Here is a 24,674-nt window from a genome sequence, read left to right on the forward strand (position 1 = left end):
GCGTCCTATGCTTCTACTTCTAACATGAGGACGTTTTCTTCTAAGGCGTCCCCTTCCTTTACGTGAATTGCTTTAACAACACCATCGATACCACTCTTAATTTCGTTTTCCATTTTCATGGCCTCAAGAATGATTAGTGTTTCACCAGCAGCAACTGTCTGACCAACTTCAACATTGATCTTAACAACTTTACCTGGCATTTTAGTAAGAAGTTCACCAGCGTCAGCTCCACCTAAACCAGAAGGCTTGTAACCTCTGAATAGTGAGTAAACTTTATCAACGTTAACAACTCTTGATGGAAGATCCTGTCTTGGGATCTTTTTCCAAGTTTTCTTATCTTTAGAGATAAAGTATTGGCCACAAAGCTTTCTTAACCACATTGTTTCATGAAGACTTCTTTCTCCATCTTTTAATGTAGAAAAATCAAACTCAACTAAGCTGTGATCGTGAACTTTAGTTCTTGTTAAATCAACAATTACTTCTTCATTATCATTAATTAAATATGTTCTCATCTTAGATACCCATCCTACGTGCTTCAGAACCAGCGATGATCGTATAAAGCTTAATATGATCTAGGTCTGTCTTCACGTTATTCTGAGGTGCTACTTCACCAATGTAAGCTGTTGAGTAGTGACCATCAACAAAGTTCTTCTCAGTCATAATTTCTTTTAGAAGAGGAAGATTTGTTTTAAGTCCTTCAATGAATAGTCCATCAAGTGCTGCATTCATTTTTCTAACAGCAACGTCACGAACGATCCCTTTACAAACTAGCTTACCAACCATTGGATCGAAGTCTGGAGTTACTTCTAACCCTTTATATAGACAGTGATCAAAACGAGTTCCTTGTGGGAAGTTTGTTTCAAATCCTGTTACAAGTCCTGGAGCAGGAAGCATTGTAATTGGATCTTCAGCACAAATACGACACTCAATCGCATGTCCTGATCTTCCAATAAATTCTTGAGAAGGAATACCTAACTCATCACCAAAAGCTGCTTGGATCATACATACGATAAGATCCATTCCAGTAATTTCCTCAGTAATCGGGTGCTCTACCTGAATACGAGTATTCATTTCTAGGAAATAGAATTGCTTATCTTCACCCATGATGAATTCAACTGTACCAGCAGAATCATAATCGACAGCTTTTGCAAGCTTTACAGCTGTTTCACAAACGCTTTGACGTAACTGCTCATCATTTCCAATAAATGGAGACGGTGCTTCTTCAATAATTTTCTGGTGTCTTCTTTGAACTGAACACTCTCTTTCAAAGAAGTGGAAAGTATTACCTTTCTTATCTGCAAGAATCTGAACTTCAATGTGACGAGGATTAACAATTAGTTTTTCAACTAATAGATCCCCATTATTGAAAGCTGCCATCGACTCACGTCCAACAGCTTCAAATTGAGCACGAACTTCTGTTTCGTCTTTACAGGCACGCATACCACGTCCACCACCACCGGCAACAGCTTTAAGAAGAACTGGGTAACCAATTCTATTTGCAATTTCAACTGCTTCATCAACAGTTGGAACAGCGTGATCTGTACCAGGAACAGTAGGAACACCAGCATCATTCGCTAGCTTCTTAGATGTTGCCTTGTCACCCATAACTCTGATGGCCTCAACGTGTGGACCAATAAAAGTAATACCTGCATCTGAAAGAGCATTTGCAAAATCTCTATTCTCAGAAAGGAAACCATAACCAGGGTGTACACCATCAGCATTAACTTCCTTTGCAAGGGCAACTAGCTTCTCAACATTAAGGTATGTCTCAGCATTTGTTTTACCTTGTAGGTAAACCCATTCGTCACAAAATTGTAAGTGAGTTCCTTGAGGTTCGTTATCAGTATAAATACCAATTGCAGTATGCCCAAGCTCACGACAAGCTTTTGCAACACGTGAAGCAATCTCTCCACGGTTAGCAATTAATACTCTTCTTTCCATGTTCTTTGGCTGTCTGATCATCATAATTGAATATTCCCGTGTTTACGTTTTGGACGGTCAACGTTCTTATCTTTTAGAACAACTAGATATTCATATAAACGCTTTCTTGTTTCTTCTGGAAGAATTACTGCGTCGATATATCCTCTTTCAGCTGCAACGTATGGGTTAGCAAAGTTATTCTCATAGTTAGCAACTAGCTCAGCTTTCTTCTGATCAAAAGCTTCACCTTCAAGACCTTGAAGTTCTTTTCTAAATACAATATTTACTGCACCTTCAGCACCCATAACTGCAATTTCTCCAGTTGGGTAGGCAAGGTTTACGTCTGAACGAATGTGCTTAGATGCCATAACGTCATAAGCTCCACCGTAAGACTTTCTTGTAATAAGAGTGATTAATGGAACAGTCGCTTCTGCGTACGCATATAGAAGCTTAGAACCGTGCTTAATGATCCCACCGTACTCTTGTACTGTACCTGGTAAGAAACCTGGAACGTCTACAAGTGAAACAATTGGAATATCGAAAGCATCACAGAATCTAATGAAACGAGCTGCTTTACATGAAGAATCGATATCTAGAACACCAGCTAGTACTTCTGGTTGATTTGCTACGATACCAATTTTAATTCCACCAATTGATGCGAAACCAACGATGATATTTCTTGCATAATCTTTATGTACTTCTAAGAAGTGTCCATCATCAACAATATCAAGAATTACTTCTTTCATATCATATGGCTTCTTAGGATTACCTGGAACTACTTCTTTTAGTTTAGAGTTATCTCTATAAACAGGATCTGAAGTATACTTAGGCGCTTGCTTCTTGAAATTAGAAGCAGGGATATAGCTCATTAGCTCTCTTACTCTTTCAAATGTCTCGTCTTCGTCTTTACACTTAAACTGACATACACCTGATTTTTCTGAGTGTGCTGTTGCACCACCAAGGTCTTCTTTTGTTACTTCTTCGTGAGTTACAGTCTTGATAACATCTGGACCTGTAACAAACATATAAGATGACTTATCAACCATGAAGATAAAGTCAGTTACAGCTGGAGAATAAACAGCTCCACCTGCTGAAGGTCCCATGATTAATGAAATTTGAGGAATTACACCAGAAGCCTTTACGTTTCTGTAGAAAATTTCCGCGTATCCACCAAGTGCATCAACACCTTCTTGAATACGAGCTCCACCTGAATCTTGAATACCAATAACTGGAATTCTGTTATCAAGAGCGAAGTCCATGATCTTACAGATCTTTCTTGCGTGAGCTTCACCAAGTGCTCCACCCCAACAAGTAAAGTCTTGAGAATAAACAGCAATCTTCTGTCCGTTAATCTCTGCAATACCTGTAACTACACCATCTCCGTAAAACTTCTTCTTTTCCATTCCGAAGTTTACACAACGATGTGTAACAAATTTATCAAACTCAATGAAAGTACCCGGATCAACAAGTCTCTCAATTCTTTCTCTTGCAGTATACTTACCTTGCTCGTGTTGCTTTGCGATTCTCGCTTCACCACCACCAAGCTCGGCCTGCATTCTTCTGTCGATTAAAAGAGCTCTTTTTTGCTCTAATATATTTTCGCTGGTTGTTGACATACATCCCCTCCACCAATTTCTCTTTCGAGATTCTATGTAATTAAATTATCCGAGCATATTACACCCTTAAAAGACAATTTGCCCAATCACATTGCGTTATTTTCGAGGGGTTAAATCATTGAAATTATAGAAATATAAATAAAAAGGCCCTCGGAGAGGGCCTAAAAGTGTCTATCTTTTTATTTTGATGTGTTTTATCTATTCATTACCTGCTTTCGCACGCTTATCTAGCCCATACTTATCAACTTTCATAATAAGGCTGGCCCTAGACATCCCAAGCTCTTTTGCAAGCTTAGACTTATTAAAATTACATCTCTTAAGTCCTTCACGAATCATAATAATTTCTAATTCTTGAAGAGCATCTTTTAGCTTACCTGCAGTGTTTACACCTCTAGTTGACTCAACAGGAGCAGCACCATGATCAAGAAGTTGTGGACTTAGATTATCTGGAGTAATCGATTTTTCGTCTCCAGCAAGTACAACTAATCTTTCAACTTCATTTTCAAGCTGACGTACGTTACCTGGCCATGGGTAATCTAGCATCTTCTCCATACACTTCTTAGAGTATGACTTCATCGGCATTCCCGACTCATCACACTTCTTCTTAAGAAAGTGCTCCATTAGTACTGGGATATCTTCTTTCCTATCCCTTAATGGAGGAAGGTTTACGTTAAGAACGTTAATTCTATAATAAAGGTCTTCTCTGAACTCACCTTTGGCCATCATTGTTTTAAGATCTTTGTTTGTTGCTGCAATAATACGAACATCAGTTCTTCTAGGTGAATCAGCACCAACAGGCAGGTACGTTCCTTCTTGAAGAACTCGAAGTAACTTTACCTGCATAGACAGTGAAGTATCCCCAATCTCATCAAGAAATAGTGTTCCACCATTTGCTAATTCGAAAAGACCTGATTTTTCTTTATGAGCACCTGTAAATGATCCTTTTACGTGACCAAATAATTCTGAATCTAGAAGGTTTTCGTTGAATGCAGAGCAGTTAACAGCTAAGAACTGAGCATCCTTACGAGGAGAAGCAAAGTGTACGGCCTTAGCAACGAGTTCCTTACCTGTACCATTTTCACCTTGAATAAGAACAGATGATTCACTTGTTGAGATTCTCTCTAATAGTGAATAAATCTTCTGCATTTGTTTCGATTTACCAATCATATTATGGTAGCGAAACTTTTCACCAAGCTCTGAGTTAAGCATATGAATTCTTTCTTCACGCTTAGAAATCTCATAGTGAAATGTAGAAATTTCACCAGCGACTAGCTCAACTAACTCTTTTAAATATTCAATTTCTCTCGGGAATAATCTTCTTGTTTCATTAACACATTCTTGTGCTGCCTCTGGAGATGCACCATGCTCAATTAGTGCTGCCACAAGCTCTTTTTCTTCAGTTTCAGTGAATGTACTTTTTAGAAATGGGAAAGCGAAAACCGTACCATGATACTCACCTTCAATTTCAATTTTTGTTCCCATCATCTTTACACCTGGAAAATAAGAGTCAAAGATCATGACAACTTCACCAGACTGACTTAATTCATCACTAAATCTTTCAACATCAGCAGTAACAAAATCATAACCATGTGGAAGGGACATTTGCGTCTCAAAGAAAAGATTCTTAAAGTTATAGTCCTTATCTGTATGCGAACTTCTAATCTTAAAATGAGTATCAGCATAGAAAACCTCTACACCAAACCACTTATGAATTACTTCTTCGAGCTTAGAAATAACATGAAGTCCTTTTAGTTCATTCCAGTTGATCATTTTTATTCTCCGATGTTTAATTCTTTGGCACAAAAAACGATTGGCCAAAGCAAAGTCTGTAAAACTTTTCGGCAGAATTTAATAAAACTTAACTATGAATGATAAAAAAATAGACGAATTTAAAGAAATATTATTAATTTACTTCACGCCTAAGTAACTAAGAACACGAACAAAATATGAATCCATTTTCCAATCTTGCGGACCTTTAAACATAATTCTGTGCTCAAGTTTTGAATCGAAAACGAAAGTCTCCGGTACCTTAACAACACCTAATTTACTCATAGAAATTCCTGCTTGATCATGAATAACTATTGAATTAGACGGTAAGTCATTGAATCTTTTAAGAAATTTTTTAATTTTCATATCGTCATCTTTAACGGCCATGAAAACAACTTTTACATTTTTTTCTTCTAATTTGCGTGCAAAATCTACAAATTCAGGAAATTCAGCCTCGCAAGGAGCACACCAAGTTCCCCAAAAATGAACTACTAAACCATTTGAATTACGTGCTAAATCCTGTAGCTCAACCTCAGAATTATCAGCAAAATTATCCAGTTTTACACTTGGAAGTGACTTAAGAATATAGTCTCGACTCTTATCTACATAAGAATCAATCTTACCTTTATGGTAAATAGAATATCCCAGTGTGATAGCAACAATAATAAAAATAATAGAAACTTTAGAAGATGTAGTCATAGATTTTAGAAAAAAGTTTTAAATAAAAAAACCCATCATACGTTAATATGATGGGTCTATCTATCTCATTCGAATTAAAAATTAATCAACAAATGCGATGTATGCCATTTTAGAGTTATCTCCAACTCTATTCTCAGAAAGTCTCATGATTCTAGTGTAACCACCATTTCTCTCTTTGAATTTTGGCCCAAGCTCAGTAAATAGCTTGTTTACAGCATTCTTATCATTAAGTTTTTTGAATGCAAGTCTTCTGTTAGCAACAGTATCATTTTTTGAAAGAGTTACTAATTTCTCAACTACTGGCTTGATTGCTTTAGCTCTTGTAAGAGTAGTTTTAATCATACCGTGGTCGATAACTTCAGAAGCAAGGTTTTTAACCATTGCAACTCTGTGTGAAGGACTTACACCTAGTTTATACTTATGTTTTTGATGTCTCATATCTCTACCTCAACTTATAACAACTTTTATTCTTCTTTTAGATCTTGCATGATGCTATCAACTTTCATACCTAGACCTAGTCCCATTTGAGAAAGTACTTCTTTAATCTCATTTAGTGACTTACGCCCAAAGTTCTTAGTTCTTAGCATCTCACCTTCAGTCTTAGAAACTAGCTCATAGATATACTTAATATCTGCGTTCTGCAAGCAGTTTGCAGATCTTACAGACAGCTCAAGCTCAGAAACTGGCTTTAATAGAGCTGCATTAGCAGTATTTTGTTGCTTCTTAGGCTTAGTTTCCATTCTTGTGATTTCTTCTTCATCTTCGAAGCTTAGGAATACAGCAAGTTGGTCTCTTAGGATCTTCGCTGAATAAGCTACTGCATCCGAAGGTTCAACACCTGCGTTAGTCCAAACTTCTAGAGTAAGCTTATCAAAATCTGTTCTCTTACCAACACGTGAGTTTGTAACTGTATAGTTAACACGTGCAACTGGTGAGAAAAGAGAATCAAGATAAATCCAACCGATTGGAAGATCAAAAGATTCTTTATTATCTAGAGCTGTTACGTATCCTTTCCCTCTTGCAACAAGTAGTTCCATCTTAATAGATCCACCAGTTGAAAGGTTACAGATTGCGTGCTCTGGATTTAAAATTTCAACATTTGCAGACTCAGAAATGTCACCAGCAGTAACGATACCCTCTACCGATTTCTCAAGAGTAAGAGTTACCTGCTCTTTATCTTTAATCTTAAAGTGAACTTCTTTAAGGTTAAGAATAATCTCAGAAACTTCTTCTTTTACGTTGTTGATTGTACCAAACTCATGCTCAACACCATCAATTCTGATTGCAACAATAGCTGCACCCTGAAGTGAAGAAAGTAGTACACGACGTAAAGAGTTTCCAAGAGTTTGTCCATAACCTCTTTCTAGTGGCTTAGCAACGAACTTACCATAAGTATTAGTTAGCTTATCGTTATCCATTTCCAAAGCTACTGGTCTTATCATTCCTGTCCAATTTTTTGCTGTAAATGTGTCCACAGACAACTCCTTAATATAAATCTATAAAATTATACTCTTCTTCTTTTCGGTGCACGACATCCATTGTGTGGAATTGGTGACCTGTCAGCAACAGAAGTGATTTTAAGGCCTGCAGCGATAAATGCTCTAACAGCATTTTCTCTACCTGCACCCGGACCCTTAACTCTTACTTCAACAGTAGATAGTCCGTGCTCCATAGCCTTTTTAGCTGCTTCCATAGAAGCCATCTGTGCTGCGAATGGAGTCGATTTCTTAGACCCTCTGAATCCTAATTGACCAGCAGAAGCCCATGAAATAGCGTTACCGTTCATATCTGTGAACGTAACGATTGTATTATTGAAAGAGCATTGAATGTGCGCAATACCTCTCGAAATATTCTTTTTAACTTTTTTCTTTGAAGCTGTTTTCTTAACCATCATTAACTCCTAACAATTACTTCATTGACTTAATAGACTTCTTACCTGCGATTGCAACAGCTGGCCCCTTACGAGTACGAGCATTTGTAGAAGTTCTTTGACCTCTTACAGGAAGACCTTTTCTATGTCTGATCCCTCTGTAACAACCTAAGTCTTTTAGTCGTTTAATGTTAAGACCAACTTCTCTACGTAAGTCACCTTCTACAGTGTACTCACTTTCAAGAAGAAGTCTGATTTCGTTTGCTTCTTCTTCAGTTAGTTCGTTTGAATTTTTGTTTGAATCGATGTTTGTTTTTTCTAATACTTCCTGAGCCACTTTCGGTCCTACACCGTAAATTGACTGAAGGGCAATTTTCATTACCTTATTTCTAGGAATATCAACACCAAGAATTCTCGCCATAGCTACACTCCTTTCCTATGATTAACCTTGTCTTTGTTTGTGCTTAGGTTGCTTACATACAACTCTAAGTACGCCTCTTCTTTTAATAACTTTACAATCTTTGCACATCGGCTTTACAGATGCTCTAACTTTCATAACAACCTCGTAAATTCTACACTAGCGTTTTTTACTTCTATATGTAATTCGGCCCTTCGTTAAGTCATACTTGCTAATCTCAACAAGTACCTTATCTCCAGGTAAAATCTTTATAAAGTGCATTCTCATCTTTCCACTAATGTGGGCAATAACAGAATGTCCATTCGGTAATTTAACCTTAAATTTAGTGTTAGGAAGAAGTTCAGTAACTTCACCTTCAACTTCAATCGTTTCCTGATTACTCATATAATACAAAACCTAAAGTAATTGCTTATATATGACTCAGGGCCATATTGCAAGACGAATTACTTATATAATAAATTATTTAACAATTTTTTTAATTTCTTCAAAAATCTCATCAAGCCCTTTTGTAGCGTCTACTCTAACAAGGCGTCCCTGAGACTCATAGTACTCAAGAACTGGCTCGATGTTGTCAGTAAAAACCTTCATTCTAGTCCTTACTGTATCCTCGTTATCATCTTTACGATGCACAAGGTCCTCTCCAGAAACATCACACTTACCTTCAACTTTTGGTGGCTTTGTTTTTAGATTGTAAATCTCACCACTAACAGGAGCTACACGTCTATTAACAATTCTCTCCACTAAAGTATCTAGTGCAATGTCAAAGTAAATTGCTTTAGACTGTACTCCACCAAGTAGGGCACTATCTAAATCCTTTGCTTGAACAAGGTTTCTTGGATAACCATCAAAAATATATGTTGATTTCTCAACAGCACAATTAGCCTTTAGAAGATCTAATACTAATTCATCACTTACTAATTCACCTGAATCCATGACCGCTTTAATTTTACGACCAAGGTCAGACTCTTTAGCAACTTCTGCTCTTAATAAATCGCCAGTAGAAACATGTGTGTACCCAAGCTCTGAAACTATATTCTTAGCTTGAGTACCTTTTCCTGATCCAGGAGCTCCAATTAAAATTAGTTGTGGTGCCATGGATTAGAACCTTCTATTGTTACCGTTATATTTACCTTTAGATTTGTATGACATCTCATACTTATCAGCAAACATAAACGATTGAACATTCATCATAACTCTAACAGATACAGATACTAAGATTAGCATTGATGTACCACCAAATCTTGTCTGAGCCCCAGTGATTAGTGAAGGAACAATACAAACAACGATTAAGAATAGAGCGCCAAAAAATGATAAACGATTTAATAACGTGTCTAAATATTCTTTTGTTTTATCACCTGGTCTAATACCTGGGATAAAAGCATTATTCTTTTGTAACATTTCTGAAATCTTCTTCGTTTTGAATTGGATTGGTGCATAGAAATAAGTCATATACACAATCAGAGTTGCAAAAAGAATATTAAATAAAATTTGCCCTGGTGCCAAACTTTGTTGAATTGTATCAAAGTATGGTTTGAACACACTGTCTGCAGGGATAAAAGTAGCAAAAGTTGCAGGCGCTGCTAGCAGAGAAGAAGCTAAGATCGGAGGCATAACTCCACCTGTATCAACTCTCATCGGAAGTGTCTGATTTCCACCATACACTCTATTATTAACAACACGCTTAGCATATTGAACCGGAACGGCTCTGAAAGCCCTTTCGATAAATGCAACAACAAAGAATGCAACGACAATTACGGCCACGAAAGTAAGTAGTTCTAGTCCACCCATTTCACCGTTTCTAAATAGTGTAATCTTTTGAATAACTTCAGAAGGTAGCTCAACTGCAATACCTGCGAAGATAATAAGAGAAACACCATTTTCTAAACCAAATTCTGTAATACGCTCACCAAGCCAAAGTAAGAACATTGTTCCTGCAGCCAGAGTGATCATTGTTACAATTCTGAAAAGCATACCTGGTTCAGGGATAACTCTAGCACCGCCAGGAGATACAAATGTCTCGAACACAGCAGCCATTGAGTAACCTTGTATGCAACAGAGAATTACTGTTGCATACCTAGTCCACTTTTGAATTTTTTTGTTACCTTCTGAGTCTTCTTGTAGCTCTTGGATTTGAGGTATAACCTCACCTAAAAGAGAAAAGATGATTGAAGTAGTAATATACGGCATAATCCCCAGTGCTAAAACTGAGAAACGCTTGAAGGCACCACCACTAAAAGTGTTGATAAGGTCAAAAAGACTTCCCCCACCAGCTTCCGCAAAATAAGAAGAGATCGCCTGCGCATCAACTCCTGGTACAGGAATTTGCGCAACCAATCTATATACTACTAATAATAAAAAAGTAAAAAAGACTTTTTTCTTAAGCTCTTCAAGTTTTCCTTGAGCGTTTGACATCAGACGATCCTTTTATCTATTTTGTTGCTATTTTTCCGCCAGCTTTCTCGATTGCTTCTTGAGCACCTTTAGAAAACTTTTCAATATTAACAAAATTTAACGATTTTGAAAGCTCTCCGTTAGCAAGAATTTTCACTGGACGTCTTTTATCTGCACCCTTAAGGATACCTTTCTCAATTAGAGCTTCTTTTGTAACGTCTCCGCCATCAAATTTAGCTTCTAATGTAGCAAGAGATACCTCAGCATACTCAGTTTTAAATGGTGCGTTAGAGAAACCTCTTTTTGGTAGACGCATGTAAAGTGGCATTGCTCCACCTTCGAAACCAGTTCTTACACCGCCACCAGCACGAGCCTTTTGACCCTTGTGCCCTTTACCAGCTTGAGTACCTTGACCTGAACCTTGTCCACGACCAATTCTCTTAATGTTTTTATGTGCACCTTTTGGACTTTTTAAGTTATTTAAAGTTAACATATTTACCTCTTAATCAACTAATACCGCTTATTCTTGAATGTCTAAAAGGTGAATTACCTTCTTGATCATCCCTCTAACAGCAGAAGTGTTTTCTAAAGTTCTTGAAGTTCCAGTTTTTCTTAGACCTAGGCCTCTTACTGTAGCTTTCTGCTTTTCAGTACATTTAATAGTACTTTTCTTTAATGTTACTGTAATTGTTTTCGCTGTCATATCAACCTCAATTAACCTTTAATTCTTAAGCCTTTAGCTTCTTTACCACGTGCCTTAGCTACTTCTTCTACAGATCTTAATTGCTTAAGAGCGTCAAAAGTTGCCTTAACGATATTATGTGGGTTGTTACCTCTTAAAGACTTCGTTAGAACGTCTTTAACACCAGCAAGTTCAAGGATTGAACGACATGCACCAGCAGCCTTAACCCCTGTACCTTCTGCAGCAGGTTTGAATAGAATCTTACCAGCATCAAATTCACCTAGTACTGAGTGAGGAATAGTTCCTGCATCTACTGGTACTGAAATCATGCTTTTTTGTGCAGCTTGAGTAGCTTTTCTGATTGCTTCAGGAACTTCCTTAGCTTTACCAAGACCGTAACCTACGCGACCATTTTTATCACCAACGATCATTAGAGCACTGAAAGAAAATCTTCTACCACCCTTCATAACCTTTGCAACTCTATTTACAGCAACAACTCTTTCTTCAAGTTCAACGTCCATTGAGCTAGCTTGACGCTTTTTCGCTGGAGCTTTTTTAGAAGCTTGTCTTTTCTTTGGTTCTGCTTTTACTGTTTTTTCAACGCTTTTATTTTCTTCAGTCATCACTTACTCCTAAATTTGAATTCCATTTTCTCTAGCAGCTTCAACAACAGCCTTGATTACACCGTGGTATCTAAGTCCGTTTCTGTCGAATACAGCAGTTGAAATATTGTTAGACTTTAGGTTTTCAGCAAGTTTTGCACCAACAAGCGTTGCACCAGCAATATTGCTTTTTCCTTCAACAGCATTTTTACCATAAGTTTGAACACTGAAAAGTGTCTTGTTAGCAACATCGTCAATTACTTGAACTGTGATGTGCTTGTTTGTACGGTTAACTGATAGACGTGGTCTCTCAGATGTTCCGTTTACTTTCTTACGGATAGCAAGTTTTCTTCTAATTTTTCTAGCTGTACTTGCTTTACCAGCTTTACCATAAGGCTTTCTAATCATTTTAAACTCCTCACCCTAGGCCCTCACTGCGGGCCATTCTCAGGCTACTTTTTATTACTTACCGCCAGATTTACCAGCTTTTCTTACGATTGTTTCTTCAGCGTATTTAACACCTTTACCTTTATATGGCTCTGGTGGTCTGAATGAACGGATCTTTGCAGCAGCAAATCCAACTAGTTCTTTGTTGCTACCAGTTAGTTCGATTTCTTTACCAGCAACTTTCGCTGCTACACCTTCTGGAAGAACATATTCAATTGGATGTGAGTATCCAAGGTTAAGAGTTAATGTATCACCACTAACAGCTGCCTTATAACCAACACCGTTGAATTCTAGCTTTCTAACAAATCCATCAGTAACACCAGTTACCATGTTGAAAACGATTTGTCTTGCTGTACCCCACATTGCACGAGACTTTTTAGACTCATCAACAGGAGTTACTTTAATTTCATTACCTTCTTGTGCAAAAGTCACTCTATCATTGAAAGTGTACTCTAGCTCACCTTTAGGTCCTTTAACTGATACATTTGTACCATTTATTGTAACCTGAACTTTCTCAGGAACTACTACCGGGTTTTTTCCTACACGTGACATTACTCGCTCCCTACTACCAAATATTACAGATTACTTCACCACCAACTTTAGTCGCTCTCGCTTCTCTATCAGAAATAATTCCTTTAGAAGTTGATAGGATTGAAGTACCTAGACCACTAATAACTCTAGAGATGTCCTTGTAACCACGGTACTGTCTAAGACCTGGTTTAGAAACTCTCTCAAGACCTACGATAGCGTCGTCTTTAAGTAATACTTTGATTCTAATATCTGATTGGCTCTTTGCAATAATTTTGAATGAACGAATATAACCTTCGTCTTTCATAACTTTACAAACACCTGCTTTCATTTTCGAAGCTGGAAATTCCACTCTATCGTGTCCAGCATTAATTGCATTTCTAATTCTTGTTAACATATCTGCAATAGGATCAGTCATCATAATTTCGTCTCCTCAACCATTACCAGCTTGACTTAGTTACACCAGGGATCATTCCTCTAAGCGCTAACTCTCTAAATTGAATTCTTGATAGTTTGAACTTTCTATAGAAAGCACGTGGACGACCAGTTAATTCACATCTATTTCTTACTCTAATTGCAGCTGAATTTCTTGGTAGTTTCTGTAGCTTGATCATCGCTTCGAATCTTTCTTCGTCAGAAAGATTTTCATTGATAATAGCAGCTTTAAGTTCTTTTCTTAAAGTACCGTATTTTTCAGCAAGCTTAGCTCTTTTTTTGTTACTTTCAATTTTCGCTTTTCTAGCCATTACATTATCCTCAATTACTTGTTAAAAGGCATACCAAAAAGGTTTAGAAGCTCTCTACCTTCTTCGTTGTTTCCAGCAGTAGTTACGATTGAGATTCCTAGACCTCTTACTTTATCAATTTGATCGTAAGAAATTTCTGGGAAAATAATCTGCTCTTTTAAACCTAAAGTGTAGTTACCTTTTCCATCAAAACCTTTAGAAGAAACACCTCTAAAGTCACGAACTCTTGGAAGAGTGATGTTAACAAGTCTATCAAGGAATTCGTACATTCTATCACCACGAAGAGTAACGTTTGCACCTAAGGCCATACCTTCTCTGATTTTGAAACCAGCAACTGATTTTCTAGCCTTAGCTACAACTGGCTTTTGACCAGTAATAGTACCAAGATCGTTAACAATCGACTGAACAACTTTAGAGTTAGTTACTGCGTCTCTTGTACAACAGTTAACTACTATCTTTTCTAGCTTAGGAATTTGGTTAACATTCTTATAACCAAACTTCTCAGTCATTTTATTTTTAATTTCGTCATTATATAGTTTTCTGAATCTGCTCATTTTTGCCTCTATCCTTAACTCAGTACTGATCCACAAGACACAGCGACTCTAACCTTCTTACCATCTTTTTCTTCAATTTTTACTCTAGTAGCCTTATTTGTTTTTGGGCTAACTACAGCAACATTTGAGATGTGAAGTGGTGCTTCAATGTCTACGATACCACCAGCTGGGTTCTCTTGAGTTGGTTTAATTGCTTTCTTTACTAGATTAACACCACCAACATAAACAACTTTGGTCTTGAAGTTGATTTTCTTAACTTCACCAGTTTTGCCTCTGTCTTTACCTGTTAAAACTACAACATTATCATTAACTTTTAGCTTTTGCATAACTTCCTCACTGAACCTTGATTAAAGAACTTCTGGCGCTAAAGAACAGATCTTCGTAAAGCTCTTGTTTCTTAACTCTCTCGCAACAGGACCAAAAATACGTGTCCCTACTGGTTCATTGTTATTATTTAGTATTACAACGCTGTTCTTATCAAATCTGATGTATGAACCGTCTTCTCTTCTAATTGGGTACTTAGTTCTAACGATAACCGCTTTCTTAACATCACCCTTTTTAATTTTTCCACCTGGTAGTGCTTGCTGAACTGCTACAACAATAATGTCACCAAGATTTGCGTTCATTCTTTTTGAACCACCAAGAACCTTGATACACTTTACTTCTTTAGCTCCAGAGTTATCAGCAACTTCTAACTTAGTTTGCATTTGGATCATTACTAACTCCTAAAATAGGCTTATTAAGCCCTACTTATTTACCTTTAACAGTTCCCACTTTTTGAGTTTTGAATAAGGTTTACTTTCAATAATTGTTACATTGTCACCTAGATTCGCTTCTAAACTTACGTTATGAGCGTGGTACTTTTTAGTTTTTGTAACGAATTTGCTGTAAACAGGGTGCTTGAAACGTCTAGCAACATTCACAACAACTGTATTTTCATTCTTTACAGAAACAACTACACCATCTAGCTTTCTCTTAAACGTATTTGTACTCATGGTTACTCACCTTTAGCATTTTTTGCTGTTAATAATTTAGCAATATTCTTTTTTGCAAGTTTTAGCTCATGAGGTTTTTCGATACCACTTGTCGTTTTAGACATGTTGATATCAAAAATCGCTCTTCTCATTTCAGCTACTTTTGCATCAATTTCTTTACCGCTTAAACCGCTTATATCTTTGTATTCTAACTTTTGCATAACTTCCTCTTAACGATTTAAAGTTCCTGCTGCTCTCTAGAAATAATTCTAGTCTTTACAGGTAGTTTATACATTGCAAGCTTAAGTGCTTGTTTACTTAGCTCAGGATCGATGTGCTTGATTTCAAACATTACTCTTCCTGGTTTTACAACTGCAACCCAAGAATCTGGAGAACCTTTACCTTTCCCCATACGAACTTCAGCTGGCTTCTTAGTAAGGACCTTATCTGGGAAGATCTTGATCCAAACGTTACCACCTCTTTTGATCTTTCTTGTCATTGCAATACGGGCAGCTTCAATTTGACGGTTAGTTATATACCCACATGATAGGGCTTGTATAGCAAATTCACCGAACGTGATAGTATTTCCACGGTTCGCCTTACCCTTCATTCTTCCTTTCTGCTGCTTACGCCACTTTACTTTCTTTGGACTTAACATATTTACCTCAATAAAATAAATTCACTAACGAATTTCCTACTACTTATAGATCTCACCTTTGTAAACCCAAACTTTTACACCGATAACACCGTATGTAGTGTGAGCTTCAGCAGTATTGTAATCAATGTCTGCTCTAAGAGTATGTAGTGGAACTTTTCTTTCTGTATAACCTTCAGCTCTTGCCATCTCAGCTCCGCCAAGACGTCCTGCTGTTCTAACACGGATACCTTTTACACCAGCTCTGAATGCTGACTGCATAACTTTCTTCATTGCTCTTCTGAAAGCTACACGTTTTTCAAGCTGACCTGCAATGTTTTCCGCGATTAACTTAGCTTCCGCATCTGGTCTCTTAACTTCTGCAATATTGAAGATTAGTGTACCTTTAGTAAGTTTCTTAAGGTCGTTTCTAATTTTCTCAATTCCTGCACCTTTTTTACCAATAGCAACACCTGGCTTAGCTGTATAAACAGTTACTTTAACCTGGTTTGAAGTTCTTGATAATTCGATATTAGCTACAGAAGCATTTTTCATGTTTTTTTCAATGTAGTTTCTAATCGCTAGATCTTCGTGAAGTGTTTCACCGTATTCTCTATCGTTAGCAAACCAGTTTGAATGCCATGACTTAATATAACCTAATCTAAAACCGTATGGATGTACTTTTTGTCCCATAATTTATCCTATGCTTCTTTTAGTTCAACTGTTATGTGACTAGTTCTTTTTCTAATTCTGAACGCACGACCTTGAGCTCTTGGCTGAATACGCTTTAAAGTTGGACCTTCGTCCGCTTTAATTGTACCGATAACTAGGTTATCTAGATCATACTTCTCAGAATCAGCTGCGATAGCTAATCCACTATTAATTAATTTTGTTAAAACAAGTGCAATTTCTTTCTTCTCTTGGAAGCGTAAGATTTTTAGCGCTTCAGAAGCTTTCTTCTTTCTAATTAGATCGCAAACCTGTCTTACTTTTCTTGGTGCGATACCAACTCTACTGTTTCTAACTGTAATGGCCATCTGACCTCTCCTTATTCAACTCTAACTTTACTATCTCTTCTTAGCTTTCTTATCTGCACCGTGACCGAAGTATGTTCTAGTTAGTGCAAATTCACCTAATTTATGTCCAATCATGTTATCTGTTACATAAACCGGTATGAATTTTTTTCCGTTGTGAACGGCAAAAGTAAGTCCGATGAACTCAGGAACAATAGTTGATCTTCTAGACCAAGTCTTGATCACTTTGTTACCTTTGTTACCTTCTTCTTGCATTTGTAGAGCTTTTTTCATTAAGCTAATATCAACAAATGGACCTTTTTTTAATGAACGGGCCATATTAATCTCCTACTACTTTCTTCTCTTAACGATGAACTTATCAGTTCTCTTATTAGTTCTGGTCTTGTAACCCTTAGTTGGTGTTCCCCATGGTGATACTGGATGACGTCCACCTGAAGTTCTACCTTCACCACCACCGTGTGGGTGATCAACTGGGTTCATAGCAACACCACGTACAGTTGGTCTGAAACCAAGCTTTCTCTTACGTCCAGCTTTACCAATATTACGTTTTTCATGATCAAGATTACCAACTTGACCGATTGTTGCTACACAATCAACTTCAACTTTTCTAAGCTCACCTGATGGCATTCTAAGAAGAGCAAAACGACCTTCTTTAGCCATAATTTGAACGTAAGAACCAGCAGAACGTGCTAGCTGACCACCAGCTCCTGGGTACATTTCTACGTTGTGTACAAGAGTACCAACTGGAATGTCCTTAAGCTTCTTAGCATTTCCTACTTTAATATCTGCATCTGCAGAAGCGATTACCTTATCACCAACTTTTAGACCAAGTGGAGCTAGGATGTAGCTTTTTTCACCGTCTAAGTAAGCGATAAGTGCAATATTACAAGTTCTGTTCGGATCGTAAGAGATCGCTTGAACAGTTGCAGGGATATCTGTTTTATTTCTTTTGAAATCAATAATTCTGTATCTTCTCTTAACTCCACCACCTCTGTGTCTAACAGTGATACGTCCAGAGTTATTTCTACCTGCAAAATTTTTCTTAACAGCTGTAAGGCCTTTAACTGGCTTTACACCTTTTGTTAACTCATCACTATTTACGACTTGCATCTTTCTTAGTGAAGGAGTTGTTGGTTTAAATCTTTTAATACCCATAATTTCCTCAGCTAACTAGTTAAACACCTTTAAAAAATTCAATCTTTTGACCTTCCGCTAATTGAACGAAAGCCTTCTTGAATTTACTAGTCTTTTTTACACCTTTACCAGCTCTTTTAACTTTACCTGGAGTGATGTTTGTCTTTACATTTAAAACTTTCACATCATATAGAGCTTCAACAGCATTCTTGATTTGATGCTTGTTTGCTTTAAGATCAACTACAAAACCAAAACGGTTCTGGCTGTCTGTAGCAACAGAAGTCTTTTCAGTGATAAGTGGTTTCTTTAATACATTTTCTAACGTCGCCATAATCTACACCAACTTATTTAATAGGGTTTCTAATGCACTCTTTTCGATAACTAGGTTTTCAAATTTTACTGCTTCGTATACAGAGAAACCTTCTACGGCCATCCCTTTACCCCACTGTAAGTTCTTCACTGCTCTAAGAGCTGGTGAGTTTTTATCAGCAGTTACTACTAAAGCAGGAAGTAAACCCTTACCATTTAATAGAGTGTACATTTCTTTAGTTTTACCAGTTGATTCAATTGTATCTACTACTGTCAACTTTCCAGCTTGGAGTTTGTCAGCAAGTACAGATTGAATTGCAACCTTTGCCATTTTCTTGTTAACTTTTTGAACATAGCTTCTTGGGCTTGGACCGTGAACAGTTCCACCGCCTACCATAAGAGACGATCTAATTGAACCTTGTCTAGCTCTACCTGTACCTTTTTGCTTGAATGGTTTTGCACCACCACCGCTAACATCTGAACGACCTTTAACACAAGCATTACCTTGTCTTCTTCCCGCTAGAGTAGCTTTAACAACCTGGTGAACAGCCGCTACATTAATATCTTCAGCAGTTAAGCTTACTGGAGCAGTAAGTGTTCCTGCATTTTCAAATTTCGAATTTAATACTGTTACATCACTCATAACTTCTTACCTCAGCCTACAATTACTTCTTAAGTGCTTTTGCAATTCTTACAAAACCATTTTTAGAACCAGGTACTGATCCCTTAAGTAGCATGTATCCTTTATCTTGATTAACTTCAACAACCTTGATGTTTTGGATTGTTTTTGTGTCACAACCCATGTGACCAGGCATTCTTTTGTTCTTCCAAACCTTACCAGGAGTCGCTCTGTTACCGATCGAACCACCACGTCTGTGAAACTTAGAACCGTGAGTAGCAGGTCCACCTTTGAAGTTGTGACGCTTCATTTGACCTTGGAACCCTTTACCTTTTGATGTACCTGTTACATCAACATATGTAGAAGCTTCAAATGACTCTAGAGATAGATCTTTACCTAAGTTAGCAGCATCTACGCCTTCTGTTCTAACTTCTGCAAATTTTACAAAGTTATTTTCAACATTAGCAGCTTTAAGGTGACCTTGAGTTGGCTTGTTTACAAGCTTTTCTCTTTTTTCGTAGTAACCTACTTGGTAAGCCTCGTAACCATCTTTGTCTAAAGTTTTAACTTGTGTAACTTTGTTAGGAATTAACTTGATAACTGTAACTGGAACGTGATTCCCAGCTTCATCAAAGATTCTTGTCATACCAGCTTTAACACCATAGATAGTATTAAGCGATACAGTAGCAGTAGTCTCAACTGCTTGAGTTTCTTCTGTCATTTTGCCTCCACAGCATCACTCTTCTCCAAGAGATGCATGCATGGTTAATAATAAAAATTTTTTTCGTTTATACTAGTACTTGATCTCTACGTCAACACCAGCTGATAGATCTAACTTCATTAGGCTATCAACAGTTTGTTGAGTTGGATCAACGATATCAATTAGTCTCTTGTGCGTTCTCATTTCGAATTGCTCACGAGATTTTTTATCTTTGTGAGGTCCTCTAAGAACTGTAAACTTGTTAATTTCTGTTGGTAATGGGATTGGACCCGCTACTCTTGCGCCTGTCTCTTTAGCTGTTTGTACGATCTCATCAACTGAGCTATCTAGAAGCTTGTGATCATATGCGCGTAATTTAATTCTTAACTTAGAAGCTTTCATACTCATCCTATTATCAATTTTAAAAGTTGAACCTGACTTTTACTGTTTTTTTGGGCCTATTGTCAAATTATTTTTACGCTAGGCCATATATTTTTTACGCGTCAATTCAAAATATTGAGCATAAAAAAGGGGTGATTTAAAAATCACCCCAATATTTAACTAAAAATTAGTCTAGAATTTCAGATACTGTACCAGCACCGATTGTTCTACCACCCTCACGGATTGCGAACTTAAGACCTTTTTCCATCGCGATTGGAGTAATTAGCTCTACTGCGAAAGAAGTGTTGTCACCTGGCATAACCATTTCAACACCGTCTGCAAGTGTAATATCACCTGTTACGTCTGTTGTTCTGAAGTAGAACTGTGGTCTATAACCTTTGAAGATTGGAGTGTGACGTCCACCTTCATCTTTTGAAAGGATATATACTTCACAGTTAAATTTCGCGTGTGGCTTTACTGAACCTGGCTTGATTAGACACTGACCACGCTCTACTTCTTCACGCTTAACACCACGTAGAAGAAGACCAACGTTATCACCTGCTCTACCTTCGTCAAGAAGCTTTCTAAACATCTCAACACCAGTTACAGTTGTTTTAGTTGTTTCTTTAATACCAACGATTTCGATTTCTTCGTTAACTTTGATAATCCCTCTTTCAACACGTCCTGTACAAACTGTACCACGTCCTGAAATTGAGAATACGTCTTCTACTGGCATTAGGAAGTCAAGGTCTGTTGCTCTAGCTGGAGTTGGGATGTACTCATCAACTTGTGCCATAAGCTCTAGAACTTTATCTTTACCAATTGCATCGTCTCTCATTTCAAGAGCTGCAAGTGCAGAACCAGCTACGATAGGAATATCGTCACCTGGGAAGTCGTATGAAGATAGAAGTTCTCTTACTTCCATCTCTACTAGCTCAAGTAGTTCTTCGTCATCTACTTGGTCTACTTTATTTAAGAATACTACGATCGCTGGTACACCTACCTGACGTGCAAGAAGGATGTGCTCTCTAGTTTGTGGCATTGGCCCATCAGCCGCTGAACATACTAGGATCGCTCCGTCCATTTGTGCTGCACCTGTAATCATGTTCTTTACATAGTCAGCGTGACCTGGACAGTCTACGTGTGCGTAGTGTCTGTTAGCTGTTTCGTATTCAATGTGTGAAGTATTGATTGTAATACCTCTAGCTTTTTCTTCTGGTGCTGAATCGATTTCGTCGAATTTTCTTACGGCACCACCAAGTGCGTTAGCTAATGTGATTGAAATTGCCGCTGTAAGAGTTGTCTTACCGTGGTCAACGTGCCCGATCGTACCAATGTTTACGTGGGGCTTACTTCTGTCAAAAGATTCTTTTGCCATCTTTTACTCCTGCGTTATTACTTAGTTTAGTAGTTAAAAAATCTAAAGTGTTTTAGATGTATATTCCTCGTTTTTCAAGTATTTCTTTGGCCATATTCATAGGAATCTCTTCATATCTATCAAAATTCATCGTGAAGCTAGCACGACCCTGAGATTTTGAACGTATATCTGTTGAGTATCCAAACATTTCCGATAGCGGAACTTCTGCATCGATAACTTCTTTATCTTGCTTTACACCCATCGAATGGATCTTTCCGCGTTTCATATTAATGTCTGAAATAATATCACCTGTGTAATCAGAAGGTGTTACGATTTCAAGACTCATTTTAGGCTCTAGTAATGATAGGCCAGCTTTTCGGCATGCAGCTCTAAAAGCATTAGAAGCAGCAATAGCATAAGCTACTTCTGAACCTTCATCATCATTAAATTCAGCGGCAACAAGTTTCGCTTTAATATTAATAAATGGATAACCCGCAAGAGCACCACCCATCGATGTATCCTTAATACTCTTTTCAATAGCATCAATAAATTCTTGTGGTAAATCTCTTTTAGTTAATTCAGTTTCAAATAAGACACCAGCTTGCGAATCAGCTTGCTCAACTTCAATAACAGCGTTTCCAAATACCATTTTACCAGCTTGTTCGCGGTGAAATGTATCTGATTCTTTAGCTGTTGACGTGATACTTTCACGGTATGAAACTTGAGGATCACCAACACGGATACCTACTTTGAACTCTCTTTCTAAACGATCACAAATAATTTCAAGGTGAAGTTCACCCATACCAAAAATTAGAAGTTGACCTGTTTCTTTATTATGTTGAAAAGAGAATGATGGATCTTCTAGCTTAAGTTGACCTAGGGAACTCATTAGCTTCTTTTCATCATTTGCTGTTTTTGGCTCAATCGCTACTGAAATAACCGATTCTGGAAAATCCATTAGATCATAAATTATAGTACGATTTTCGGCACAAAGTGTTTCACCAGTAACAGTTTCTTTTAAACCAGAAATTGCAATGATATCTCCGGCCTTAGCTTCTTGTAATTCAGTTCTTTTGTCAGCATGCATTTGAAGAATTTTATTAACTCTCTCACGCTTACCCTTATGTGGATTATAAACCTGTGCACCAGACTTAATTGTTCCTGAATAAATTCTGAAAAATGTTAAAGATCCAACAAACGGGTCCGTTGCAATCTTGAAAGCAATTCCAGAAAATGCTTCTTCAGTATCAGGTTTTCTAATTTCTTCTTTATCGTGATTCTTACCGTTAACACCTTTGACTTCCCCACGATCAACTGGAGAAGGAAGGTATGCGCAAACCGCATCTAGTAGAGGCTGAACACCTTTGTTCTTGAAAGCTGACCCACAAAGAACAGCAACGAACTCGTGATTAATAACAGCTTCTCTAATTGCTGTAACAATTCTTTCTTCAGTAATTTCTTCACCCGAAAGATAGTCTTCAGCAAGCTGATCATCATAATCGGCTAATGTTTCAATAAGCTCTTCACGTGCTAACTGAGCATCATCTTCAAGCTCAGAAGGAATATCTTCGATTTGCACAGTTGAACCTAGGTCTTCGTCCTTAAAAAGCACGGCCTTCATTGCAACTAAATCAACAACACCTCTAAATGTATCCTCTGCACCAATTGGTAATTGAATAGCAGCCGCTGTTTTTCCAAGTTTTTCTCTGATCTCATCAAGACACATTTGAAAGTTTGCCCCAACGCGATCCATTTTATTAACAAAAGCAATTCGAGGAACCTTATACTTATCAGCTTGGCCCCATACAGTCTCAGATTGAGGCTCTACACCAGCTACAGCGTCGAATACACCAACTGCACCATCTAGAACTCTAAGAGCTCTCTCAACCTCAATTGTGAAGTCTACGTGACCTGGTGTATCGATGATATTGATATTAGTTTTGTTCCAAGTACAAGTCGTCGCAGCAGAAGTAATAGTAATCCCACGTTCCTGCTCTTGAACCATCCAGTCCATAGTAGCAGCACCATCATGAACCTCACCAATCTTGTGGCTTTTTCCCGTGTAGTAGAGAATACGTTCAGTTGTCGTCGTTTTACCCGCATCAATATGCGCCATAATTCCGATATTACGAATATTTTCTAAACTCATACAAAGTCCTTAAAAATTTAATTTTTGCAGACATATAATTAACATAAATATGGAATTTTAGATAGGAATAAAACTTTGGAGAATAAATGGTTTTAGAAATAAAAAGGCTCCCATTAGGGAGCCTTCTATTAGTTTATTATGGACTTTATTGCTTATTTTCGAACTACCACTTAAGGTGAGCAAAAGCTTTGTTAGCTTCTGCCATTTTGTAAGTGTCTTCACGCTTCTTAACAGCGCCACCTCTACCTTGAGAAGCATCGATGATTTCATCAGATAGTTTCTCAACCATAGTTCTACCACCACGTGATCTAGCATAGTCTCTCAACCATCTTAGAGCTAGTGATTGTCTTCTGTTATTTCTAACTTCAACTGGAATTTGGTAAGTTGCACCACCAATACGACGAGACTTAACCTCTACCGCTGGCTTAATGTTAGAAAGGGCTTTCTTAAATACCTTTAACGGCTCTTCACCAGTTTTTGATTCAACTCTTTGAAGTGCACCATAAAAGATTTTTTCAGCAACAGATTTTTTTCCGTCTTTCATAAGTGCGTTTACACACTTAGCAACTACAACGTCTTGAAAGATCGGATCTGGAAGTACTTCTCTCGTCTGTGCTCTATGTTTTCTACTCATATTTTTTCTCCTTCACCGGAAACAGTTAAAACTGATCGATTACTCACCTCATGCCATGTTGCAATCGGTGTCACAATTAGTTAACTAAAAATTATTTCTTTGGTCTCTTACAACCGTACTTAGATCTTCTCTGTCCTCTTTTATCAACACCTTGGCAGTCTAGTGTACCTCTAATAGTGTGATAACGAACCCCTGGAAGGTCTTTTACTCTACCACCACGAATCATAACGATCGAGTGCTCTTGTAGATTGTGTCCTTCACCACCAATGTATGAAGTAACTTCAAATCCACTTGTTAGTTTTACCCTACAAACCTTTCTCATAGCTGAGTTTGGTTTCTTAGGAGTAGTTGTATATACTCTTGTACATACACCGCGTCTTTGAGGACACGCTTTTAAGGCAGGTGACTTAGTTTTTTCAACTTTATCAGTTCTACCTTTTCTAATTAATTGGTTAATCGTAGGCATTTCCGCTCCTTAACTACAACAATATTTCCACAATAAAAATAGG

The 24,674-nt window shown here is 37.5% G+C and carries 38 protein-coding genes; all 38 read right to left on the bottom strand.

The annotated features are described in order from the left end of the window. Window positions 1-5 precede the first annotated feature (5 nt). Window positions 6-512, bottom strand: a complete 507-nt coding sequence (locus ABMA70_RS08420; protein ID WP_199177580.1) for an acetyl-CoA carboxylase biotin carboxyl carrier protein subunit — start codon at window positions 510-512, stop codon at window positions 6-8. Between the two features lies 1 nt (window position 513). Beyond that, window positions 514-1,965 (bottom strand): acetyl/propionyl/methylcrotonyl-CoA carboxylase subunit alpha, encoded by a 1,452-nt coding sequence (locus ABMA70_RS08425; protein ID WP_392990466.1) that lies wholly within the window; start codon window positions 1,963-1,965, stop codon window positions 514-516. Continuing rightward, complete coding sequence (locus tag ABMA70_RS08430; protein WP_392990464.1) at window positions 1,962-3,536, bottom strand: acyl-CoA carboxylase subunit beta; 1,575 nt, start codon at window positions 3,534-3,536, stop codon at window positions 1,962-1,964. Before ABMA70_RS08430 ends, ABMA70_RS08425 begins: the two co-directional genes overlap by 4 nt. Window positions 3,537-3,734: 198 nt before the next feature. Further along, entirely contained in the window at window positions 3,735-5,306 is a 1,572-nt protein-coding gene (locus ABMA70_RS08435) for a sigma-54-dependent Fis family transcriptional regulator (protein WP_103219267.1), read from the bottom strand. Window positions 5,307-5,444: 138 nt separating this feature from the next. Continuing rightward, entirely contained in the window at window positions 5,445-6,002 is a 558-nt protein-coding gene (locus ABMA70_RS08440; protein WP_103219266.1) for a redoxin family protein, read from the bottom strand. An 81-nt stretch (window positions 6,003-6,083) separates the two neighbouring features. Next, window positions 6,084-6,440 (bottom strand): 50S ribosomal protein L17, encoded by a 357-nt coding sequence (gene rplQ / locus ABMA70_RS08445; RefSeq protein ID WP_021266273.1) that lies wholly within the window; start codon window positions 6,438-6,440, stop codon window positions 6,084-6,086. A 26-nt stretch (window positions 6,441-6,466) separates the two neighbouring features. Further along, window positions 6,467-7,477: a DNA-directed RNA polymerase subunit alpha gene (locus ABMA70_RS08450; protein WP_103219265.1), complete on the bottom strand. Its 1,011-nt coding sequence runs from the start codon at window positions 7,475-7,477 to the stop codon at window positions 6,467-6,469. A 29-nt stretch (window positions 7,478-7,506) separates the two neighbouring features. Next, window positions 7,507-7,893, bottom strand: coding sequence for a 30S ribosomal protein S11 (gene rpsK / locus ABMA70_RS08455; RefSeq protein ID WP_021266246.1), 387 nt, complete (start codon window positions 7,891-7,893; stop codon window positions 7,507-7,509). Between the two features lie 16 nt (window positions 7,894-7,909). Continuing rightward, on the bottom strand, window positions 7,910-8,293 hold the full coding sequence (gene rpsM / locus ABMA70_RS08460; RefSeq protein ID WP_103219264.1) for a 30S ribosomal protein S13: 384 nt from the start codon (window positions 8,291-8,293) through the stop codon (window positions 7,910-7,912). A gap of 21 nt (window positions 8,294-8,314) precedes the next feature. Continuing rightward, window positions 8,315-8,428, bottom strand: coding sequence for a 50S ribosomal protein L36 (gene rpmJ, locus ABMA70_RS08465; protein WP_021266475.1), 114 nt, complete (start codon window positions 8,426-8,428; stop codon window positions 8,315-8,317). Between the two features lie 21 nt (window positions 8,429-8,449). Beyond that, window positions 8,450-8,674 (bottom strand): translation initiation factor IF-1, encoded by a 225-nt coding sequence (gene infA / locus ABMA70_RS08470; RefSeq protein ID WP_021266177.1) that lies wholly within the window; start codon window positions 8,672-8,674, stop codon window positions 8,450-8,452. 75 nt (window positions 8,675-8,749) lie between these two features. Next, a complete protein-coding gene (locus ABMA70_RS08475) occupies window positions 8,750-9,385 on the bottom strand; it encodes an adenylate kinase (protein WP_103219263.1) in 636 nt (211 codons plus the stop codon). 3 nt (window positions 9,386-9,388) lie between these two features. Beyond that, window positions 9,389-10,702, bottom strand: a complete 1,314-nt coding sequence (gene secY / locus ABMA70_RS08480) for a preprotein translocase subunit SecY (RefSeq protein ID WP_103219262.1) — start codon at window positions 10,700-10,702, stop codon at window positions 9,389-9,391. A 16-nt stretch (window positions 10,703-10,718) separates the two neighbouring features. Continuing rightward, a complete protein-coding gene (gene rplO / locus ABMA70_RS08485) occupies window positions 10,719-11,174 on the bottom strand; it encodes a 50S ribosomal protein L15 (RefSeq protein ID WP_103219261.1) in 456 nt (151 codons plus the stop codon). Window positions 11,175-11,201: 27 nt separating this feature from the next. Next, the gene (rpmD, locus tag ABMA70_RS08490) at window positions 11,202-11,384 is read right to left on the bottom strand and encodes a 50S ribosomal protein L30 (protein ID WP_103219260.1); all 183 of its coding nucleotides are present in this window, start codon (window positions 11,382-11,384) and stop codon (window positions 11,202-11,204) included. 11 nt (window positions 11,385-11,395) lie between these two features. Further along, window positions 11,396-11,884, bottom strand: a complete 489-nt coding sequence (rpsE, locus tag ABMA70_RS08495; protein WP_233189739.1) for a 30S ribosomal protein S5 — start codon at window positions 11,882-11,884, stop codon at window positions 11,396-11,398. A 111-nt stretch (window positions 11,885-11,995) separates the two neighbouring features. Further along, window positions 11,996-12,373, bottom strand: coding sequence for a 50S ribosomal protein L18 (gene rplR, locus ABMA70_RS08500; protein ID WP_146037929.1), 378 nt, complete (start codon window positions 12,371-12,373; stop codon window positions 11,996-11,998). A gap of 54 nt (window positions 12,374-12,427) precedes the next feature. Beyond that, complete coding sequence (gene rplF, locus ABMA70_RS08505) at window positions 12,428-12,964, bottom strand: 50S ribosomal protein L6 (RefSeq protein ID WP_103219258.1); 537 nt, start codon at window positions 12,962-12,964, stop codon at window positions 12,428-12,430. Window positions 12,965-12,977: 13 nt separating this feature from the next. After that, window positions 12,978-13,358: a 30S ribosomal protein S8 gene (rpsH, locus tag ABMA70_RS08510; RefSeq protein WP_040313878.1), complete on the bottom strand. Its 381-nt coding sequence runs from the start codon at window positions 13,356-13,358 to the stop codon at window positions 12,978-12,980. 22 nt (window positions 13,359-13,380) lie between these two features. After that, window positions 13,381-13,686: a 30S ribosomal protein S14 gene (gene rpsN / locus ABMA70_RS08515; RefSeq protein ID WP_103219257.1), complete on the bottom strand. Its 306-nt coding sequence runs from the start codon at window positions 13,684-13,686 to the stop codon at window positions 13,381-13,383. 14 nt (window positions 13,687-13,700) lie between these two features. Beyond that, complete coding sequence (rplE, locus tag ABMA70_RS08520) at window positions 13,701-14,240, bottom strand: 50S ribosomal protein L5 (RefSeq protein WP_103219256.1); 540 nt, start codon at window positions 14,238-14,240, stop codon at window positions 13,701-13,703. A gap of 14 nt (window positions 14,241-14,254) precedes the next feature. Next, window positions 14,255-14,566: a 50S ribosomal protein L24 gene (gene rplX / locus ABMA70_RS08525; protein WP_103219255.1), complete on the bottom strand. Its 312-nt coding sequence runs from the start codon at window positions 14,564-14,566 to the stop codon at window positions 14,255-14,257. Window positions 14,567-14,587: 21 nt separating this feature from the next. Continuing rightward, the gene (gene rplN, locus ABMA70_RS08530; RefSeq protein ID WP_103219254.1) at window positions 14,588-14,956 is read right to left on the bottom strand and encodes a 50S ribosomal protein L14; all 369 of its coding nucleotides are present in this window, start codon (window positions 14,954-14,956) and stop codon (window positions 14,588-14,590) included. Between the two features lie 30 nt (window positions 14,957-14,986). Continuing rightward, complete coding sequence (rpsQ, locus tag ABMA70_RS08535; protein WP_021266428.1) at window positions 14,987-15,235, bottom strand: 30S ribosomal protein S17; 249 nt, start codon at window positions 15,233-15,235, stop codon at window positions 14,987-14,989. A gap of 2 nt (window positions 15,236-15,237) precedes the next feature. Next, the gene (rpmC, locus tag ABMA70_RS08540) at window positions 15,238-15,435 is read right to left on the bottom strand and encodes a 50S ribosomal protein L29 (protein ID WP_103219253.1); all 198 of its coding nucleotides are present in this window, start codon (window positions 15,433-15,435) and stop codon (window positions 15,238-15,240) included. 17 nt (window positions 15,436-15,452) lie between these two features. Continuing rightward, entirely contained in the window at window positions 15,453-15,872 is a 420-nt protein-coding gene (gene rplP, locus ABMA70_RS08545) for a 50S ribosomal protein L16 (protein ID WP_021266311.1), read from the bottom strand. Between the two features lie 39 nt (window positions 15,873-15,911). Continuing rightward, entirely contained in the window at window positions 15,912-16,541 is a 630-nt protein-coding gene (gene rpsC, locus ABMA70_RS08550; RefSeq protein ID WP_021265986.1) for a 30S ribosomal protein S3, read from the bottom strand. Between the two features lie 8 nt (window positions 16,542-16,549). Beyond that, window positions 16,550-16,885 carry a 50S ribosomal protein L22 gene (rplV, locus tag ABMA70_RS08555; RefSeq protein ID WP_103219252.1) on the bottom strand — a complete coding sequence of 112 codons (336 nt, stop codon included), beginning with the start codon at window positions 16,883-16,885 and terminating at the stop codon, window positions 16,550-16,552. A 30-nt stretch (window positions 16,886-16,915) separates the two neighbouring features. Next, window positions 16,916-17,200 (bottom strand): 30S ribosomal protein S19, encoded by a 285-nt coding sequence (gene rpsS / locus ABMA70_RS08560; RefSeq protein ID WP_021266332.1) that lies wholly within the window; start codon window positions 17,198-17,200, stop codon window positions 16,916-16,918. Window positions 17,201-17,212: 12 nt separating this feature from the next. Then, window positions 17,213-18,037 (bottom strand): 50S ribosomal protein L2, encoded by an 825-nt coding sequence (gene rplB / locus ABMA70_RS08565; RefSeq protein ID WP_103219251.1) that lies wholly within the window; start codon window positions 18,035-18,037, stop codon window positions 17,213-17,215. A 19-nt stretch (window positions 18,038-18,056) separates the two neighbouring features. Next, on the bottom strand, window positions 18,057-18,347 hold the full coding sequence (gene rplW / locus ABMA70_RS08570; RefSeq protein ID WP_103219250.1) for a 50S ribosomal protein L23: 291 nt from the start codon (window positions 18,345-18,347) through the stop codon (window positions 18,057-18,059). A gap of 3 nt (window positions 18,348-18,350) precedes the next feature. Next, window positions 18,351-18,968, bottom strand: coding sequence for a 50S ribosomal protein L4 (gene rplD / locus ABMA70_RS08575; protein ID WP_103219249.1), 618 nt, complete (start codon window positions 18,966-18,968; stop codon window positions 18,351-18,353). 22 nt (window positions 18,969-18,990) lie between these two features. Then, window positions 18,991-19,665: a 50S ribosomal protein L3 gene (gene rplC, locus ABMA70_RS08580; protein ID WP_021265983.1), complete on the bottom strand. Its 675-nt coding sequence runs from the start codon at window positions 19,663-19,665 to the stop codon at window positions 18,991-18,993. Window positions 19,666-19,737: 72 nt separating this feature from the next. Beyond that, window positions 19,738-20,046 carry a 30S ribosomal protein S10 gene (rpsJ, locus tag ABMA70_RS08585; protein ID WP_021265868.1) on the bottom strand — a complete coding sequence of 103 codons (309 nt, stop codon included), beginning with the start codon at window positions 20,044-20,046 and terminating at the stop codon, window positions 19,738-19,740. Between the two features lie 166 nt (window positions 20,047-20,212). Next, a complete protein-coding gene (gene tuf, locus ABMA70_RS08590; RefSeq protein ID WP_393022178.1) occupies window positions 20,213-21,403 on the bottom strand; it encodes an elongation factor Tu in 1,191 nt (396 codons plus the stop codon). 52 nt (window positions 21,404-21,455) lie between these two features. After that, complete coding sequence (gene fusA / locus ABMA70_RS08595) at window positions 21,456-23,531, bottom strand: elongation factor G (RefSeq protein ID WP_103219303.1); 2,076 nt, start codon at window positions 23,529-23,531, stop codon at window positions 21,456-21,458. A gap of 163 nt (window positions 23,532-23,694) precedes the next feature. Beyond that, a complete protein-coding gene (gene rpsG, locus ABMA70_RS08600; protein WP_103219304.1) occupies window positions 23,695-24,165 on the bottom strand; it encodes a 30S ribosomal protein S7 in 471 nt (156 codons plus the stop codon). Window positions 24,166-24,256: 91 nt separating this feature from the next. Continuing rightward, a complete protein-coding gene (gene rpsL, locus ABMA70_RS08605; RefSeq protein ID WP_021266546.1) occupies window positions 24,257-24,631 on the bottom strand; it encodes a 30S ribosomal protein S12 in 375 nt (124 codons plus the stop codon). Between the last annotated feature and the right edge of the window lie 43 nt (window positions 24,632-24,674).

The organism is Halobacteriovorax sp. XZX-3 (assembly GCF_043196495.1).
In the GTDB taxonomy this organism is placed as follows: domain Bacteria; phylum Bdellovibrionota; class Bacteriovoracia; order Bacteriovoracales; family Bacteriovoracaceae; genus Halobacteriovorax_A.